Source organism: Burkholderia sp. TSV86 (genome assembly GCF_001522865.1).
Taxonomy (GTDB): Bacteria; Pseudomonadota; Gammaproteobacteria; order Burkholderiales; family Burkholderiaceae; genus Burkholderia.
On record NZ_LOWB01000070.1, the window covers coordinates 38,268 to 54,647 of the forward strand.

The 16,380-nt window shown below is 65.7% G+C and carries 12 protein-coding genes and 2 pseudogenes; 5 read left to right on the forward strand and 9 right to left on the reverse strand.

What is annotated here, in order from left to right:
* Nucleotides 1-3 precede the first annotated feature (3 nt).
* The 6 genes and pseudogenes from WS68_RS10180 to WS68_RS10210 all read right to left on the reverse strand — a co-directional run bounded on the left by WS68_RS10180 (nt 4) and on the right by WS68_RS10210 (nt 6,741).
* Nucleotides 4-1,186, reverse strand: a pseudogene (locus WS68_RS10180) (glycosyltransferase family 9 protein).
* Nucleotides 1,183-1,794 (reverse strand): D-glycero-alpha-D-manno-heptose-1,7-bisphosphate 7-phosphatase, encoded by a 612-nt coding sequence (locus WS68_RS10185; protein ID WP_059570674.1) that lies wholly within the window; start codon nt 1,792-1,794, stop codon nt 1,183-1,185. Before WS68_RS10185 ends, WS68_RS10180 begins: the two are co-directional and overlap by 4 nt.
* Nucleotides 1,785-2,534 carry an SDR family oxidoreductase gene (locus tag WS68_RS10190; RefSeq protein WP_059570797.1) on the reverse strand — a complete coding sequence of 250 codons (750 nt, stop codon included), beginning with the start codon at nt 2,532-2,534 and terminating at the stop codon, nt 1,785-1,787. The genes WS68_RS10185 and WS68_RS10190 overlap by 10 nt, the downstream gene beginning before the upstream one ends.
* Before the next feature lie 188 nt (nt 2,535-2,722).
* Nucleotides 2,723-3,247 carry a hypothetical protein gene (locus WS68_RS10195; protein ID WP_059570675.1) on the reverse strand — a complete coding sequence of 175 codons (525 nt, stop codon included), beginning with the start codon at nt 3,245-3,247 and terminating at the stop codon, nt 2,723-2,725.
* Nucleotides 3,192-5,975, reverse strand: coding sequence for an ATP-binding cassette domain-containing protein (locus WS68_RS10200; protein WP_082709939.1), 2,784 nt, complete (start codon nt 5,973-5,975; stop codon nt 3,192-3,194). Before WS68_RS10200 ends, WS68_RS10195 begins: the two co-directional genes overlap by 56 nt.
* A 391-nt stretch (nt 5,976-6,366) precedes the next feature.
* A complete protein-coding gene (locus WS68_RS10210; protein ID WP_059570801.1) occupies nt 6,367-6,741 on the reverse strand; it encodes a hypothetical protein in 375 nt (124 codons plus the stop codon).
* Nucleotides 6,742-7,023: 282 nt separating this feature from the next.
* Here WS68_RS10210 and WS68_RS10215 point away from each other — a divergent pair, with 282 nt between their 5' ends.
* On the forward strand, nt 7,024-8,613 hold the full coding sequence (locus tag WS68_RS10215; protein WP_059570677.1) for a PAS domain-containing hybrid sensor histidine kinase/response regulator: 1,590 nt from the start codon (nt 7,024-7,026) through the stop codon (nt 8,611-8,613).
* A 471-nt stretch (nt 8,614-9,084) separates the two neighbouring features.
* Here WS68_RS10215 and WS68_RS10225 read toward each other — a convergent pair whose 3' ends face one another.
* Nucleotides 9,085-10,416 carry a carotenoid oxygenase family protein gene (locus WS68_RS10225; RefSeq protein ID WP_059570679.1) on the reverse strand — a complete coding sequence of 444 codons (1,332 nt, stop codon included), beginning with the start codon at nt 10,414-10,416 and terminating at the stop codon, nt 9,085-9,087.
* Nucleotides 10,417-10,895: 479 nt separating this feature from the next.
* Nucleotides 10,896-11,387, reverse strand: coding sequence for a LysR substrate-binding domain-containing protein (locus WS68_RS28840; RefSeq protein ID WP_331457858.1), 492 nt, complete (start codon nt 11,385-11,387; stop codon nt 10,896-10,898).
* 66 nt (nt 11,388-11,453) lie between these two features.
* Here WS68_RS28840 and WS68_RS28845 point away from each other — a divergent pair, with 66 nt between their 5' ends.
* Nucleotides 11,454-11,624 (forward strand): hypothetical protein, encoded by a 171-nt coding sequence (locus WS68_RS28845; protein ID WP_231752992.1) that lies wholly within the window; start codon nt 11,454-11,456, stop codon nt 11,622-11,624.
* A 27-nt stretch (nt 11,625-11,651) separates the two neighbouring features.
* Here the strand turns inward: WS68_RS28845 and WS68_RS28850 are convergent.
* A pseudogene (locus tag WS68_RS28850) lies at nt 11,652-11,876 on the reverse strand (LysR family transcriptional regulator); the annotation flags it as partial.
* A 337-nt stretch (nt 11,877-12,213) separates the two neighbouring features.
* On the opposite strand from WS68_RS28850, the gene WS68_RS27510 reads away from it, so the two are divergent.
* From WS68_RS27510 to WS68_RS10245, 3 genes are all read left to right on the forward strand, one after another.
* Nucleotides 12,214-13,158 carry a hypothetical protein gene (locus WS68_RS27510; protein WP_156429442.1) on the forward strand — a complete coding sequence of 315 codons (945 nt, stop codon included), beginning with the start codon at nt 12,214-12,216 and terminating at the stop codon, nt 13,156-13,158.
* Nucleotides 13,159-13,887: 729 nt separating this feature from the next.
* Nucleotides 13,888-15,039: a 2-aminoethylphosphonate--pyruvate transaminase gene (locus tag WS68_RS10240; protein ID WP_059570681.1), complete on the forward strand. Its 1,152-nt coding sequence runs from the start codon at nt 13,888-13,890 to the stop codon at nt 15,037-15,039.
* Nucleotide 15,040: 1 nt separating this feature from the next.
* A complete protein-coding gene (locus WS68_RS10245; protein WP_059570682.1) occupies nt 15,041-16,363 on the forward strand; it encodes an O-acetylhomoserine aminocarboxypropyltransferase/cysteine synthase family protein in 1,323 nt (440 codons plus the stop codon).
* Nucleotides 16,364-16,380 lie beyond the last annotated feature (17 nt).

Consider the following 16,380-nt stretch of genomic DNA (forward strand, 5'->3'; position numbering starts at 1 on the left):
GCGTCAGCTCCTCGTGATGACGGGCGTGAAGGCCGGCAGGTTCGACGCACTCGCCGTGGGCGGCCCGCGCGGCCGCACGTTGCGCATGACGCGCGCGGCCGCCCAGCAGCGCATGCGTGGCTTGGACGACGTCGTCCACGCTCACGCCGAGCAGGCACGGATGGCCCGGCTGGTTGCACACGCTGCGATAGCAATTGCGGCACGGCACGTCGGCATTCAGCGCGCGATGCGGCACGCGCCACGGCGTGTGCTGCGGGTTGGTCAGCGCATAGAGATCGACGACCGGCGTGCCGAGCGCGGCCGCGAGATGGACGGGGCCGCTGTTGTTCGACAGCAGCAGCTCGGCCGTCTCGATCAGCGCGCCGAGTTCGCCAAGCGGCAGCACGCCGGCAAGCGGCAGCGCACGCGGCCCCACCCGCTCGCATACCATGTCCACCAGCGCACGCTCGCTCGCGCTGCCCGTCACGGCGATGCCGTCGAACAGCGGCGCGACACGCGCGGCCGCCTCGCCGAAGCGTTCGGCCGGCCAGCGCCGCGACGCCGCGCTCGCGCCCGGATGCACGACCAGCCAGCGCGCGCGCGCCGGGTCCGGCTGGCGCGGCCCGCCCGGGCGCTGCAACGCCGCACGCAGCCGCGCATGCAACGCGCGCCGCGCCGCGTCGCCGGGCTCGAACGCCATCCGCCAATCGGACGTGTTCGAGCCGACCGAGCGCACCAGCGCAAGCTGGCGCGCAACCTCGTGGCGCACCCGCGACTGCGGCTCGGTCTCCGGCACGCGGTCACTCAACAGTTGATACGGATTCTCGCGGCAATGCGCGAGCCGCAGCGGAATGCCCGCGAGCCAGCACATCATCGCGGCCGGCAGCGGGCTCTGGCTGTAGACGGTGAAGATCACGGCCGCGTCGAAACGGCCCGCCAGCAGCTTGTCGATCATGCCGCGGTCGGCGGCCGGATCGCCGCGCGCATCCGGATGCTTGACCCACGGCGCGTCGTATATCCATACGTCGTCGACCATCGGCAAATGATTCGCGAGCGCGGCGCCCGTGTGCGAGGTCAGCAGCGTGAGCCGGCGCCCGGCGCCGCTTTCCTTCAGCGCGCGCATTGCGGGCGTCGTCATCAGCACGTCGCCGAGATTGTCCAGCCGCACGCACAGAATGCGCCGCGCACGCTCCCACGCGGCGCTCATTGCCGCCTCCACGAACCGTGGCGGCGCGTGGCCTCGCGCACGACGATGTCGGCCGCGAGATCGACACGGCAGGCCACGTAATGCGGCGTGCGCGTGGTGTCGAGCCGCCATTCGGTTTCATTGCCGCAGTCGACGAGAATCGTGTTGCAGCGTGCGGCACGGCCGGCTTCGACGTCATCGAGGATGTCGCCGATCATCCAGCTCCATTCGGCGTGCGCGCCGAGCGTCGCGAGCGCGCGGCGCAGCATGCCGGGGCGCGGCTTGCGGCAGATACAATCGCACGTATAGCGCGGCACGCTGCCCGCCGGATGATGCGGACAGTAAAAAAAATCCGCCAGCGTCGCACCGTTTGCTTCGAACAATTCGGCCAAACGCTGGCGGACCGCGCCAAGCTCGTTTTCGGTAAAGCGGCCGAGCGCGACGCCCGGCTGGTTCGACACCACCGCAAGCGGCATGCCGGTCGCGCCAAGCGTGCGCAGCGCGCGCGCCGCGCCCGGCGCGACGCGCATCCGCGCGGGATCGACGTTGTACGGCACGTTTTCGAGCAGCGTGCCGTCCTTGTCGAGCAGCACCGCGCCGGGCCACCGGCCTTCGCGCATCACGGCCATGATGTCTCCTTCATCGGCAGCACCATCAGTTCCGGCACGACGGTGCCCGGCGGCTGCGTCAGCACGAAGCGCACCGCCGCCGCGACGTGCTGCGGCGGCTGCAGCGTGTCCTCGTCGATATCCGGGAAGCGCTCGAGCAGGAACGGCGTGCGCATCCCGCCCGCGACGATCGCCGACACGCACACGCCGGCCGGGCGCAACTCCGCGTGCAGCGCGTGCGACAGCCCGAGCAGCCCCCACTTCGTCGCGTGATACGCGGATGCATTCGGCCATGCGCGCTTCGATGCGGTCGACGCGATATTGACGATGTGGCCGCCGCCGCGCGCCTTCATGATCGGCACGGCTGCGCGGCACATCAGGTACGGGCCGAACAGGTTCGTCATCATCACCTGCCGCCACGCGTCGGTGCCGATGCCGTCGATCGGCGCGGTCACGTCGATCGCCGCGTTGTTGACGATCACGTCGAGGCTGCCGAGCGCTTCGCGCGCATCGCGCACGGCCTGCGATACCGACGCCTCGTCGCGCACGTCGAGCGGCTGTCCGAGCGCCCGACCACCGTGCCGCTCGAGACGTTGCGCGAGCGCGGCCGCGCTCGCGCCGTCCAAATCGGCAACGACCACATGCGCGCCGTGCCGCGCGAGATCCTCGCAGATGGCCTCGCCAAGGCCGCGGCCGCCGCCCGTCACGAGCGCGGTGCGGCCGGCGAGCGGCGCGCGGGCTGGATCGTGAGTCGCGTTCACATGCACCTCCTGTCAGCGTCCAAAGAATCGTGACGCGAACACTTGTCCCGACAAGTGTTCGTGCACCAAGTGCAGCGAAAAGCGTTCCCGTGCGCACGAGGCCGCGCCATATCGGGCCCCGAGGGCCCGCCGCGCGCGAGCGCTGGCATTTTTATAACCGGCTGTAAAAACGGGGCTGCCGCTCGCGCTCAGATCGCAAGCCCGTCCGGCGTGGCCTGCGCGCGGTGCTTGGCGAGCGCGCGCAGGCAATGCGCGAGGCATCCGGCGAACGCCTCGTCGAACCATGGCTGCGCGCCCGATACGCCGACCACGATCCCGTGCTGCGCGACCGCGCCCCACAGGTTCGTGTCGCCCGCGCGCAGCCGATGCGGCTCGAGCGCTTGCACGACATGGCCGTCGCGGCCGGTTTCCCACGACAGCCGCGCCTTCGCGCGCGCGTAGGCGCGGTAATCGGCGTCCCAGTCTTTCGGGTCGGGCAGCGAGAATTCGTACAGGATCGCGTCCTCGAACGACGTGTCGCGCGGCCCGAGCGCGGGGTCCATGATCACGATGTGCAGGCAGCCGCTGTCACCGACAAAATCGCTCTGCAACGCGGCCGACAGCGTCGGCAACAGCAGTTCGACGGCCGCGACCGCCGCCTGGCGATCAGCGAATGCACTACCGCCTCGACGTGTGTTCAGTACGTTCGATGCGTTCGGCACGCCGGCCGTCATCGGGTTCGGAAGATTCGGCATGGATGGCTCCGGAGGAAAACGCGAGCGCGCGCAGCGCCGCGATCAGGTCGGCCGCTACCGCGGGCTTGGTCAGATAAGCGTGAAAACCCGCTTCGACCGCACGGGTGCGGTCGCGATCGCGCGCATGGCCGGACAGCGCAAGCGCTTCCAGCGGCGCGCGGCCCTCGCGCGGGCGATCGGCGTCGAGTTGGCGCACGCGGCGCAGCACTGTGTAGCCGTCCTCGTCGTCGCCGCCGAAATCGATGTCGCACACGAGCAGCGCCGGCCAGTGCGCGCGGCGCGTGTGCCGCAGCTCGTCGAGCAGCGCCTGTCCGGATGCGAACGCGCGCACGTGCGCGCCGGCGCTCTGCAATAGCGCGGTAAGCGCTTCGCGCGCCTCGTCGTGATCGTCGACACACGCGATGCGCAAGCCGCCGAGCGGCTTCGCGTCCGCGTCCGGAGCGGCGGACTCCGATTCCGGCGAAGCCGGCGCCACTGTGCACATCGGCAACGACAGATGCAGCGTCACGCCCACGTCGTCACGTTCGCGCACGACGTAGCCGCCCGCGTCGTCGATCGCGCCTTGCAGCCGTTCGAGATCGACCAGCGGCAGCTCCGGCGCATCGACGCCCGCCAGCACGATCGTGATCCGCGCGTCGGGGTCGTGCCGCGCGGTGTGGACTTCGATCTGCCCGCCGCTGCTCACGTCGATCCCGCCGCGGCACAACTCCCACACGAAACGGCGCAGCCCGGCCGGATCGGCCTTCACGGCGAGATCCTCGTCGGACAGGTGGCGAAACACCGGCACGCCGCGCTGGGCGGCCGCATCGGCCAGGCTGTCGAGCACCTGCGCGACGAGCGGATTGATCCGCACCGGCTGCCGCGCGAACTTCGCCTCGGTGCGCTCCAGCTCGCGCTGCTTCGCCTGCAGCGACCACATCTGCGCATACACGCCGCCGCTCGCGAGCAGCGCGTCGTGCGTGCCCTGCTCGACGAGCCTGCCGTGCTCCATCACGAGAATGCGGTCCGCATCGACGATCGTCGACAGCCGGTGCGCGATGATGAGGCTCGTGCGATGCCGCGCGACGCGCATCAGCTCCTGCTGGATCGCGCGCTCCGAGCGCGTGTCGAGGGCCGACGTCGCCTCGTCGAACACGACGATCGGCGGCGCCTTCAGCAGCGCGCGCGCGATCGCGACGCGCTGCCGCTCGCCGCCCGACAGCCGCACGCCGCGTTCGCCGACGCGCGTATCGTATGCATCGGGCAGCCGCTCGATGAACGCGTCGAGCTGCGCGCCGCGCGCGGCCGCGATCACTTCGGCGCGCGTTGCGTCGCGCTTGCCGTATCCGATGTTGTAGGCCAGCGTGTCGTTGAACAGGATCGTGTCCTGCGGCACGATGCCGAGCGCGTCGCGCAGGCTGCGCGCGGTGACGCGCCGCAGATCCTGGCCGTCGACGCGGATCGTGCCCGCATCGGGCTGGTACAGCCGGAACAGCAGCCGCGCGAGCGTCGATTTCCCCGAGCCGCTGCCGCCGACCACCGCGACCGACTGCCCCGGCTCGATGCGAAACGACACGTCCCACAGAATCTGCCGGCTCGGCTCGTAGCCGAAATCCACGTGCTCGAACTCGATCGCGCCGCCGCGCACCACGAGCAGCTGCGCGCCCGGCGCGTCGCCGTCCTCGCCCGGCTTGCCGCGCGCGTCGAGCAGCCCGAACAGCCGTTCGATGTTGGTCATCGCGTCGTTCGCCTCGCGAAACACGAAGCCGAGCGCATTCAGCGGCAGGCTGATCTGGATGACGTATGCGTTGATCAGCACGAGATCGCCGAGCGTCATCGTGCCGCGCGCGACATGCTGGCCGGCGAGCAGCATCACCGCCGCGATGCCCGCGCCAATGCACGCGCTCTGCCCAATATGCAGCGCCGACAACGCGTACTGATTGTCGACGCCCGCCTCGCGCCATGCGTCGAGCACGCGCTCGAGGCGGCTGCGCTCGACGTCCTCGCGCGCGAAGTACTTCACCGTATCGACATTGAGCAGGCTGTCGACCACGCGCGCGTTCAATTCGGCCTCGAGCGCATTCACGTGGCGCTGATAGCGCATGCGCCGCCGCGTAAACACGATCGTATACGCGGCGTACACGCCGAACGTCGCGAAGATGATGCCGGTGAAGCCGCCGCCGTACTTGCCGATCACGATTACCAGCACCGAGCCGATCTCGATTGCGGTCGGCACGACCGTAAACACCGCGACGCCGAGCAGGTAGCCGATGCCGGCCGTGCCCTTCTCGAGATCGCGCACGACCGCGCCGGTCTCGCGCTGCGAATGAAAGCGCGCGCCAAGCCGGTGCAGGTGCCCGAACGTGCGGACCGTAAACGCCGCGACCGTGTGCTGCGTCACCTGCACGAACGTCATGTCGCGCACTTCGTTCAACGCGTTCGCGGCAAAGCGCACGAGCGCATACGCGAACAGCAGCAGCACGGGCAGCGCGATCGGCTGGCCGCCCGCGCGGCCGAATCCGTCGACGATATCCTTCAGCAGCAGCGGCACCGCGACGGCGGCCGCCTTCGCGAGCACGAGCAGCATGATCGCCGCCAGTACGCGCGTGCGGTAATGCCAGATCCCACGCCACAGCTCAGCCGCGATGCGCAGCCGCAGGCCGCGCTCGGCGGGCTGGCCTTGGCTGCCGCGCGGCGCGGGCGGCGGGCCGTGCGGGCCGGCTGTCATGCGGGCCGTTCGGGCCGTTCGCGCGATCCGGGCAAATCGTGCGCTTCGCGCCGGCCGCCGGGCCTCTCGGGATATCGTCGTGGCATCGTGTCCCTCCTTGAATCGCGCCAGTGTGAATCGCGCCTGTGCCGCGCAACCCCAGGCCGCGTCGGCGCGCGCATCGGGCGCGACGTTGCAAATCGCGCGTGGCCATCGCCGTGGCCGTAGCCGTAGCCGTAGCCGTAGCCGTCGCCGTGGCCGTAGCCGTAGCCGTAGCCGGGCGCGGCCCGCGCCGGCCATCCTGTGCCGCTCGCCCGGCGCCGGTCGCCATGCGTGCGTTCGCCGTGCCTACCTATCTGCAACGCCATTGCAGTTTTTGCGCCAACGGCAGCCGGGCGGCGCCACGCAGCCGCTATACGCGGCCGGTGCCCGGCGCGCCGGGTTTCTTCGGCGCGCCAGGCTCGTCGACACTGCCCGGCTCGCTCAGCCGTTCGGTGCGATCCGGCGCGATGTCCGCGCCGTCGTCGAACGTCGAGTCGCCGTCCGCCGATGCACGCTCGCCAGTGCCCGCGCGGTCCGTGTCGGTGTCGAGCGACGCGTCGCCGCGCTCGAGCGGATGGCCGTCGAGCGGCGAATCGATGTCGAACACATGACGCCGCGCGCCAGCCGTGTCGCTGCCGCTGTCGGACGAGTCGCTCGGCCCCAGCGCGCGGCCGTCGCGGCCGCGCCGCGCGTTGTCGTCGTCTGGGCCGGCCGGTTCGTTGTCGGGGTTCAGGGTGCTGTTCATCGCGATCTCCTCATCTGGCGGCAGGCCGCAGCCTGCGCATTCGCGCGCGGTGTGCGCGGCCTGCACGCCGGGCCACGAAGCAAGCGGCATGCCGCGCCGCCGCCCGCCGGTTGTGCGGCGGCGGATTTGCCCCGAGGCACGCCGGGCGGCACAGGTGATGCGCAGCCGTTGATCGGCAGAATTGAGTTCCTTATGCTTTCGAAGGTGCCCATTCCATTTTGAATATCCCGTCGGCCGACGCGCGCGGCGGCCGGGCGGCGTCGCCCGCATCCAACCGTTTCGATGACGAAAGACCACACCCTTACCGATCCCCATGCGCCGCTCGGCCCGGCCGATGCGCGCGACCTGCTGCATCGTTTCGCCGAGTTCCGCTTCGAGACCGTCGTCGAGGCGATCAGCGACTACGCGGTCTTCATGCTCGATCCGCATGGCAACGTCGCCACGTGGAACGCGGGCGCGCAACGTATCAAGGGCTACCGCGCGGCCGAGATCATCGGCAACCATTTTTCCCGGTTCTATCCGCCGGAGGCCGCCGCATCCGGGCGGCCCGCGTTCGGGCTCCAGCAGGCGATCGCCCATGGCCGCTTCGAGGACGAAGGCTGGCGCGTGCGCAAGGACGGCTCGTTGTTCTGGGCCAGCGTGACGATCACCGCCGTGCGCGATCCCGCGGGCCAATTGACTGGCTTCATCAAGATCACGCGCGACATGACCGAGCGCAAACGCCTCGCGGAATTGGAAGCCTCCACGCACCGGCTGAGCGTGTTCATCGCGATGCTCGCGCACGAGCTGCGCAACCATCTCGCGCCGCTGCGGCATTCGGTCGGCGTGCTGCAAAGCCTGCCCGATCCCGCGCCCGCGCTCGCACAGTGCCGCGACGCCGTGCACCGCCAGGTCGGCCAGCTGACGCGGCTCGTCGACGATCTGCTCGACGTCGGGCGCATCACCGCCGGCAAGGTCGAACTCGACAACGAGCCGGTGACGGTGCGCGATATCGTGTGCCGCGGCGTGGAAAGCATCCAGCCGAAACTCGCCGCGCGTGGGCAGCACATTCGCGTCGACCTGCCGGCCGATCCGGTGCTGTTGCGCGGCGACGCCGCGCGACTCGTGCAGGTGCTGCACAACCTGCTCGACAACGCGGCGAAATTCTCGCCGCACGGCGCGCGTATCGACGTCGACGCGCACGTCGAAGAGCCCGTCGTCGTGATCCGCGTGACCGATCATGGCATGGGCATCGCGCCCGGCGCGCTCGAATCGATCTTCGATCTGTTCGAACAGGAAGGCGTGCCGGGCCGGCGCCCGTCAGACGGCTTCGGGCTCGGACTCGCGATTTGCCGGTCGTTCGTCGAACTGCACGGCGGGATGATTTCCGCCGAAAGCGGCGGCCCCGGCCTCGGCGCGACGTTCACCATACGGCTGCCGGTCGAGCGCACGCCGCGCGCCGCCCCCGCCGATACCCCCGCACCGCGCGCGCCGCGGCAGCCGGCCGCCGGGCCGCTGCGCATCGTCGTGGTGGACGACAACCGCGATTCGGCCGACACGCTCGCCGTGCTGCTGCAAGTAAAGGGACACGCGCCGCGCGTCGCGTACAACGCGCACGACGCGCTGGCGCTCGCGCGCGACACCGTCCCGCACCTGATGCTGGTCGATCTGTCGATGCCGGACGTCGACGGCTACACGCTGCTGCGCGAACTGCGCGCGATCGATGCGTTGGCCGGCATGACCTGCGTCGCGCTGTCCGGCCACGCGCGAACGTCCGACCTTGCGCGCACCGCGAATGAAGGCTTCGACGATCACCTCGTGAAACCCGTCGAGATGGCGGTGCTCGATGCGCTGCTGCAGCGCGTCGAGCGCAAGGCCGGCAGCATGCCGTAATCGCTCCGGCCATCGCGTGGCAGATCGCGGCCTATCGCCGCGCAGATTGCGCAGGCGAGCGCGCAGCAGCGGCCAGGCGCGTGCGCGTGGCGCATGTATGCGTGCCACACGCCGGCCGCGCGCATGCGCCGCACCGCCCGCATGCGCGCGGCATGCCATCGCCCCGACGCAAAGCGGCCCGGTTGCGTGCAATCGCCATCGAGCGATGCAACGCGCACGCGAATGCGGGCCGGCTCGCGCATCGCCGCCGGCGGTACGCGCACGCGCCTCACGCGGCCATGCCGTGGCCGCCCGGACCGCTCGCCTCGCTCGGCGCGGGCTTCCCGCACGGCACGGCCTGTCACGGCATGAGCTTCGCCTTCATCCCGTCAGCCGGTACGGCGGGGCTGTCGGAAGCCGATCGAACAGCCGCACTGAGCGTAGCGACACCGGCCCGAATGTAACGAGCGAAATACGGCGTCGGACAATGCATCAATCTTCGTTTGCCAGCCATGCGCCATGAAACCCCGCCGGGATTCGCGTGGGCAGATGCACGGTTGCAACAGGTCCAGCAGCAAGATCGCCCGCATCCAGCACGACTACGTCGGTGGTATCGGCCGCATGTCGATACACGCAACACAGCACCCACCCGTCGTCTTCCGCTGCCGCCATGCGGCGCGGCACGAAAATCGGCTCGCTGTTCTGGTCGCCGGGCGGCACCGCATACCGGGCGAGCGTGCCGCCGTGCCAGTCGTACTGCACGACGCCCCGGAGTTCGAACGGCGTCGGCTGCTCGGCGGCATAGAAATACCGATAAGGCTGGCCCGTCCGCTGCTCGTTGATCCGCGGCAACTCCATTCCGGCTTCGCAGGCCGCGGTCTGCGTCACGGCGCCCGACGTCAGGTCGATCCGATACCGCCACAGCGTCCCGAGCGGGTTGTCCTCGAATGCAGTTCCGTCCGGCGTGAGCCGCAGAAACCACGGATAACGGACGGCATCGAGCACGATCGTCGTTTCGTCCGCGTCGTAAGCATTGATCACATGCTGAATGAAACATGGCGCAATCTCGAACCACCTCACGTCGCCACCGTGCCGAGGGATCACGCATAGCCGTGAGCCGCGTTCGTCGTGCCACCGCAGCGGCATCCGGTGCCCGCGCGCGAGCATCGCGAAGTCGTAGCCGACGTTCAGATCGAGCAGGATGCTGTAATTCGCGGTGATTGCGATGTCGTGCATCATCGACGGGGCCGGCAGCGCAATCTCGATGTCCACGGTCAGCTCGCCCCCGGCGTCGGCCACGCCATAGCGCAGGAACGGCGCTTTCCAATCGGCGCAAAACGTCACGAGTTCGCCAGTGCGCGGGTCGATCTTCGGATGCGCGGTCATTCCCGCGACGGCGCCCGGATGCCGGCGCGCCGGCCCGAGCGTGTCGAGCGCCGACGTAACCGCCAGCGGCGTGCCGCCTTCGGCCAGTGCGAGTGTTTCGCCCGCGTGCCGGATCACGTTGACATTCGGATTGGTATCCGGCCACGACGGCGCGCTTTGCGGCGCATGCGCCTGTGCCCATCGCCGTGTGCGCAGCCAGCGGTTGCGGTAGCTGCTCACGCGGCCGTGTTCGAAGGCAACCGCATGCAGCATCGCGGCCTCCGGCCACCAGGACAGGACGCCGCTGCCTTCGAACCGCCCCGATAGCGGATTCGGGCCGTTGCGCACAAGCACGCCATGGAGATCGTCCGGCACTGTGCCGGACACGCGCGGCGCGGCGATATCGATTTCGCGCGCAACCGGCGCGACGGCGCCGGCGTTAAGGTCGAGGGTGGCCATCGATACTCCCTGTTGATGGAAGTTTGGGTCACGGCGGCAGCCGGAGCGCAGTGCGAACGCGTGATGGCGGAAATCGAGCGGCCAGCCGAAATGAGCACGTGCAGCCTATTCGAAGCCGGGTAGATCGCCTGCCGCGCGCGCATGGAAGAACGCACGTGCTTGTGAGATGCCGCCACGCTCACGCTGTGCATAGGCGGCACGCGTTTTCGATGAGCTGCCGGCACTCAGCCGGAGTTGCGACAGTGCCCGTTCCGGGGACGGCGAGTCGCTGTCGATCAAAAACAATCGGGAATGCAAGCATGCGAGGCAGATGCATGGCAGTTGGCTTGATGATAGTACGGCCAATTTATACCCGGATAAAAATATTGTCAATATTATCCGGGTATAATTCAGTCATCCTTCCTCCTCCTCGGCACGCCGGCAAGTCGTCCTCCGCCCGCAACGTGCGGGGCCCGCACCCGCCCGCCCGGCGGCATGGCTCATGGCAAGATGCCGCGCTCGATCAGCGCGAGGTCTTGACCGGCGCAATGGCCGACCTCCTCCGCCAGGAATGCGAGCAACACGTGCATCCGCGCAGACGAGCGAATGCTCTTGCGAGGCAAGATCGAAACTTGGCCGCCCCGCAGCGCATACTCGGTGAGCACCGGAACGAGTTCGCCGCGGAGCCGTGCATCGAATGCGGCGAAGGCCGGCACGATCGCGAGGCCGAGGCCAGCGCCCGCGCCAGTGAGCACCGGGCGGCCCGAATCGGTCCGCACGCGAACGCCGATACGAAGCGATTTCGATTCGCCATTTGGCGGCAAGCGCCATATGCCGTTCAGTGCGCGATTCGGATAGAACAAACCCGTGCCACTGCAGGCCGTCCGCATGAACCGGCGCACCGTGCAAGACTGGCCGGACGCGTGCACACCAGATGCGTGATTCGCTCTGGGCGAGCGCGCCATCGGGCTGAAATCGGCGCGTTTCCCCATACGGATCGCCACATCGAAATGGCCCCCTGGAGATTGGACAGACAGTCTGGCGCCTCAATAGCCTCAATGCCGACGCAGAGCGCCGGATACGTGGCCGCGAAACGCAACAGCAGCGGCCCAAGCTGGCACGTGACGAAGGTCACCGGCGTCGCAAAGCCGACGCTTGCCGCTCAGGCTTGCGCCTGCTCCATGCATTTCGTCCTCGACACGCTCGAGCTTCGGCTGCAAATGCCGTGAGCGCTCGAAACAGCACCGGCCTGACTCGGTGAGCTGCAACGGACGGCCGCGCTTGAGCAGCGTGCAGCGAAAACACGCCTGACGATTCCGGACACGCTGATTGACCGCCAATTGGGCCGTGCCGAGGCGGCTCGCCGCTTCGAAAAAGCCGCCCGATTCGATGACAACCGAAACAAGCTCGTATCGAAAGCTTGAGACGGGTAACGCAGGCCGCCCAGAATCCGCACCGGCCACCTGATCGGAAAGTTCCATGCCATGGAAAGGAGGCAGATGCGGCACTTGTTCCTGGATATCTTCGTTTCGAAAAACAGCGTGAAGGAGGCCATGGGAAACGTCATTGAATTATGCTTTCTTGGAGGAAAAATGAAGAAGAAAGGACCGACGCGGTTCGGGCTTTCGATCGAAGTTCAACCCGCATGAGATGCGAACGGGCACGCCCCAGGCATGCTCCATGAGTATTTAGCCATCTTCTAATTTAGCCGTTTTTTTGATTTTCGATTACATACGCATAAGACGACAATTCCAATGCCATTGGATTTTATACACTCCAGCAGATGGCATTATTCTTCGATTTTTTTGGGAGAATACTATGTCTAGCCCCGCCGTTCCCGAATCGCTGTACACAAGCAGTACGATTGTCGAATTTCCTGGCGACTGGCAAGTGAAACGAATGCTTCAACCGCAGGAACCATTCGATTATACGACTCCCAATCGACCGGCTCTGGCAGGCTGGTTCAAAAACAAGATCTGGTGTGTATACCGTCATGGTTACAAAATTAACTCGCTATATTACACCACCGCCGAGCACAGTGAGGCGTTCAGTCCTGAAAAGGAGATTTTGGGCTGTTCAACTCTTCAAGGCCCGGCACTTGTTGTGTTCAACGATATACTTTATTGCGTATTCACGAACTCGAATGATTCCAACCGTTTATATTACACAGTTTTTATCAACGACGATTGGACAAAACCCTTGCGGCTCAGAGGCTATTCCAGTGCTCAAAGTCCGGCTCTCGCTGTTTTTAATGGCAAGCTTTGGTGCGTACACACCGGCAGCCAAAAAGATCAAAATTTGTATTGCACGACATTCAACGGTAATGCCTGGAGCAGCGATCAAAAACTTTCCAACCATGCCAGCGCGGCAGGCCCTGCTCTGGCTGCCTCGGCTAGCACGCTATTGTGCGTGCACCGCGGCGCAGACAATGATGAGAGCCTGTGGTACACGACTTCGGACGGCTCCGCGTGGAAACCGGACAGGCAGATTGCGGTTGGTATCGTGGGAAACAAGCTCTATAGCGGTGGTGACGGACCGGCCTTGGCCTACGATCCCGCCAGCAACACATTTGGGCTCGTATACAAAGGCCAAGACAGTGAAAATGACACTCTTCTGTATTACACAGTAGCAGGATCTTCTGATTGGGCTTTTCCGTCTAGATTGCACACATTCAACAGCCTGGCTGGGCCGGCGCTAATCGCATATCCAACAGGGCCACAGAATAAATTCATGGTAATGTTTCGTGGAGTCAAACAATCCTAATATAAAAATTCAATAATACAGCCGAATAAACCGGCGCTCGAGAATGCGCGGCACGCGATCAGCGTCGCCGCGCGATCGAGCCTGCGATGTCCGCTCGACCTACCAATCGGTAACCGAATGCCGCGTGCGACAGCGAAATGAACTGCGCCACTCGACTATGAATTCACGGCGCGGCATCGCCGCCATCCATTTTATTTGTCAGCCAAAACAAATCCCGCCACGCGCTCTTTCTTACCCGTTCGCAATTTCATTTCAACTCATAGCGTCGACGACTATTTCAAATGAATAAATTGCGACTCGATTTACGCAAGCCAATTTTCCATCTCATATTAACGCGGCAGATCGACCGGCAATCATTCCGCTCAATCGATAATAATTTGACATGATTACCCGCTATCGCGCCGAAATCACCAACGTAACCGGCAATTCCATCGCCCCCCTTCACTCTAGCCTATCGCGCAAGCCATCGAATATGGAAATTTCAATCGCAACCGGCATTAATTGACCACGGCTCGGACTGTAATCCATCTATCCGGCATACGTTAAATTCGAGCATTTGAATTTAAATTAGCCGCCAAATTCATATCAATTACATACCAGAAATTCGAATAAGCGCATTTCGAAGCGGCGACTATAATCCGCCGTGACGCATCACAAGACGGCCCAATCGCAACGCGTTCATGCTCGGCCCGCATCTGCATATAAACGTTTCAATTCACGGAGTGTTATATGTCGGGACAGCATCACTTTCTCATGACGCCGGGGCCATTGGCCCTGAGCGACGAAGTCAAGGCGCAAATGCAGTTCGACATGGGTTCACGCGATGCGAGCTTCAAGCGCATCACCGCGCTCATGCGCGAGCTGACGCTCGACTTGATCGACGGCAACGGCACGCATTCGGTGGTCCCGATCCAGGGCGGCGGATCGTATGGGATGGAGGCCGCGCTGACCACGTTCGTGCGGGCGTCCGATCGGCCGCTCGTCTGCATCAACGGAATTTATGGCGAGCGGATCCTCAAAATCCTTCAACTACGGGGCGTCCAGGCCGTCAGCCTCACGGCGCCGACCGATCAGCCGCTTTCGGTAGCCGACATCGCCGCGCGTCTGGAGCAGGATCACAAGATTACCCATCTCTGCTTCGTGCACTGCGAAACGACGGCCGGCGTCATCAATCCGCTCGGCCCGCTCGTCGAATTAGCGACGCGCGCCGGCGTCAAGACGATCATCGATGCGATGAGTTCGTTCGGCGCGACGGATATCAGCGCCCGGCGCATCCCTTTCGACGTCCTCGTGACGTCCAGCAACAAATGCATCGAAGGGCCGCCCGGCGTGGCCTTCGTCATCGCGTCGCTGGATCTTCTCAAGCGCAAGTCCGATCCGGTCAACTCGTTCGTGCTGGACGTGCGCGATCAATGGCTCGGCTTCGAGCGCACCGGCGAATGGCGCTCCACCCCGCCCACCCATATCGTCCAGGCGTGTGCGAAGGCGCTCGACGTGCTGTCGATCGAAGGTCCGCTGCAACGAGGCGAGCGTTACGGCGCGGTGCGCGACGAGATCATTCGCGCGACCGGGCGTTACGCATCGCCGCTGCTGAACGCACATGTGCGCTCGCCGGTCTGCGTGGCGCTCACGGCGCACGGCGTCATCGATACGCAACAGGACTTCGACGCACTGTACGCACATCTGGCCAACTACAACCTGTACATCTACTCGAAGCTGCATCTTCCCACGCGCAGTTTCAGGATCGGCTGCATCGGCTCGATCCGGCCCGCGTGGATTCGCCTGCTTGCGACCGCCTTTCGCGATTTCTTCAATACGCGCCCCATCCCGGATAAAGCACTGTGCCACGCCGAAGCCGAATTCGTGAAAGAGGTCTTGTGACATGCCGCGCAACCTCCCCAACATCGAACTGTCCCGCGAAACCGCGCTGCTGCATGCCGGCTACCGGCATGATCCCGTCACCAAGGCCGTTGCGGTGCCGATCTACCAATCGACCGCGTATGAGCTGGACGGCGACCTGGAAAAGATCGCCGATATCTACAACGTCAAGGAAGACGGCTTCACCTATACGCGAATCATCAACCCGACCACGCGTGTGCTCGAACAGCGCTTTGCCGCAGTCGACAACGCCGGCGATGCGCTCGCCGTCGCATCGGGGCAAGCCGCCACCTTCCTGGCCATCGCGAACCTGTGCAGCGGACGGCCGGGCGACAATGTAGTCACGTCGAAGTACCTGTACGGGAATTCGTGGAACCTGCTGTTCAACACGTTCAAACGGCTCGGCATCGAGGCGCGCTCCGCCGACCCGCACGAGATCTCGTCGTTCGAGTCGCAGATCGACGACCGGACCATCGCGATTTTCGGCGAGGTGTTTTCCAACCCGTGCGTCGTTCCCTTTCCGGTTGCCGCGCTTGCCGAAATCGGCGGGCGGCACGGCATTCCGCTCGTCGTCGACAACACGACCACGCCGCTGATATGCCGCCCCGGCGCGCTAGGCGCGGCCATCACGACGTACTCCGCGACGAAATATGTCTGCGGTCACGGAACGACGCTCGGTGGACTGATCATCGACAATGGCCATTTCGCCTTCGACGATCACGCCCGTTTCCCGTTGTTCAATGAGCCCGACGAAGCGCATGGCGGCATCGTCTGGCGGGATGCCGTCCATGCGCTCGGCGATCTCGGCGCGAGCGCCTATTTGCTGAAGACGCGGATGACATGGCTGCGCGACACGGGCGCCGCGATCAGCCCGCTTTCCAGTTTTCAGTTGATCCAGGGGCTGGAGACGTTGCATCTGCGCATGCAGCGGCACAGCGAAAATGCCGCGGCAATCGCTGCGTACCTGAAGCGCCATCCGAAGGTTACGCGCGTGTCGTATCCGGGGCTCGCGACCGGACGCGAGCGCGAGCTGGTCGACGAACTGGTCGATGCGAGCGTGGGCTACGGCGCGATGATCATGTTCGAGCTGGACAGCGAAGCGGCCGGCCGCAAGTTCATCCAGAACATCCGGCTCATGTATCACGTGTCGAACGTCGGTGATGCGCGCACTCTGGTCACGCATCCCGTGTCCACGACGCACACGACCGTGCCCAGGGCCAAGCGCGAAGCCGCCGGCATCTTCGACGGTTCGATCCGCCTGTGCGTCGGCATCGAGAACGTGAACGACATCATCGCGGACCTTCAACGAGGACTCGACGCCATCTGACGCCCCATTTCGATGAG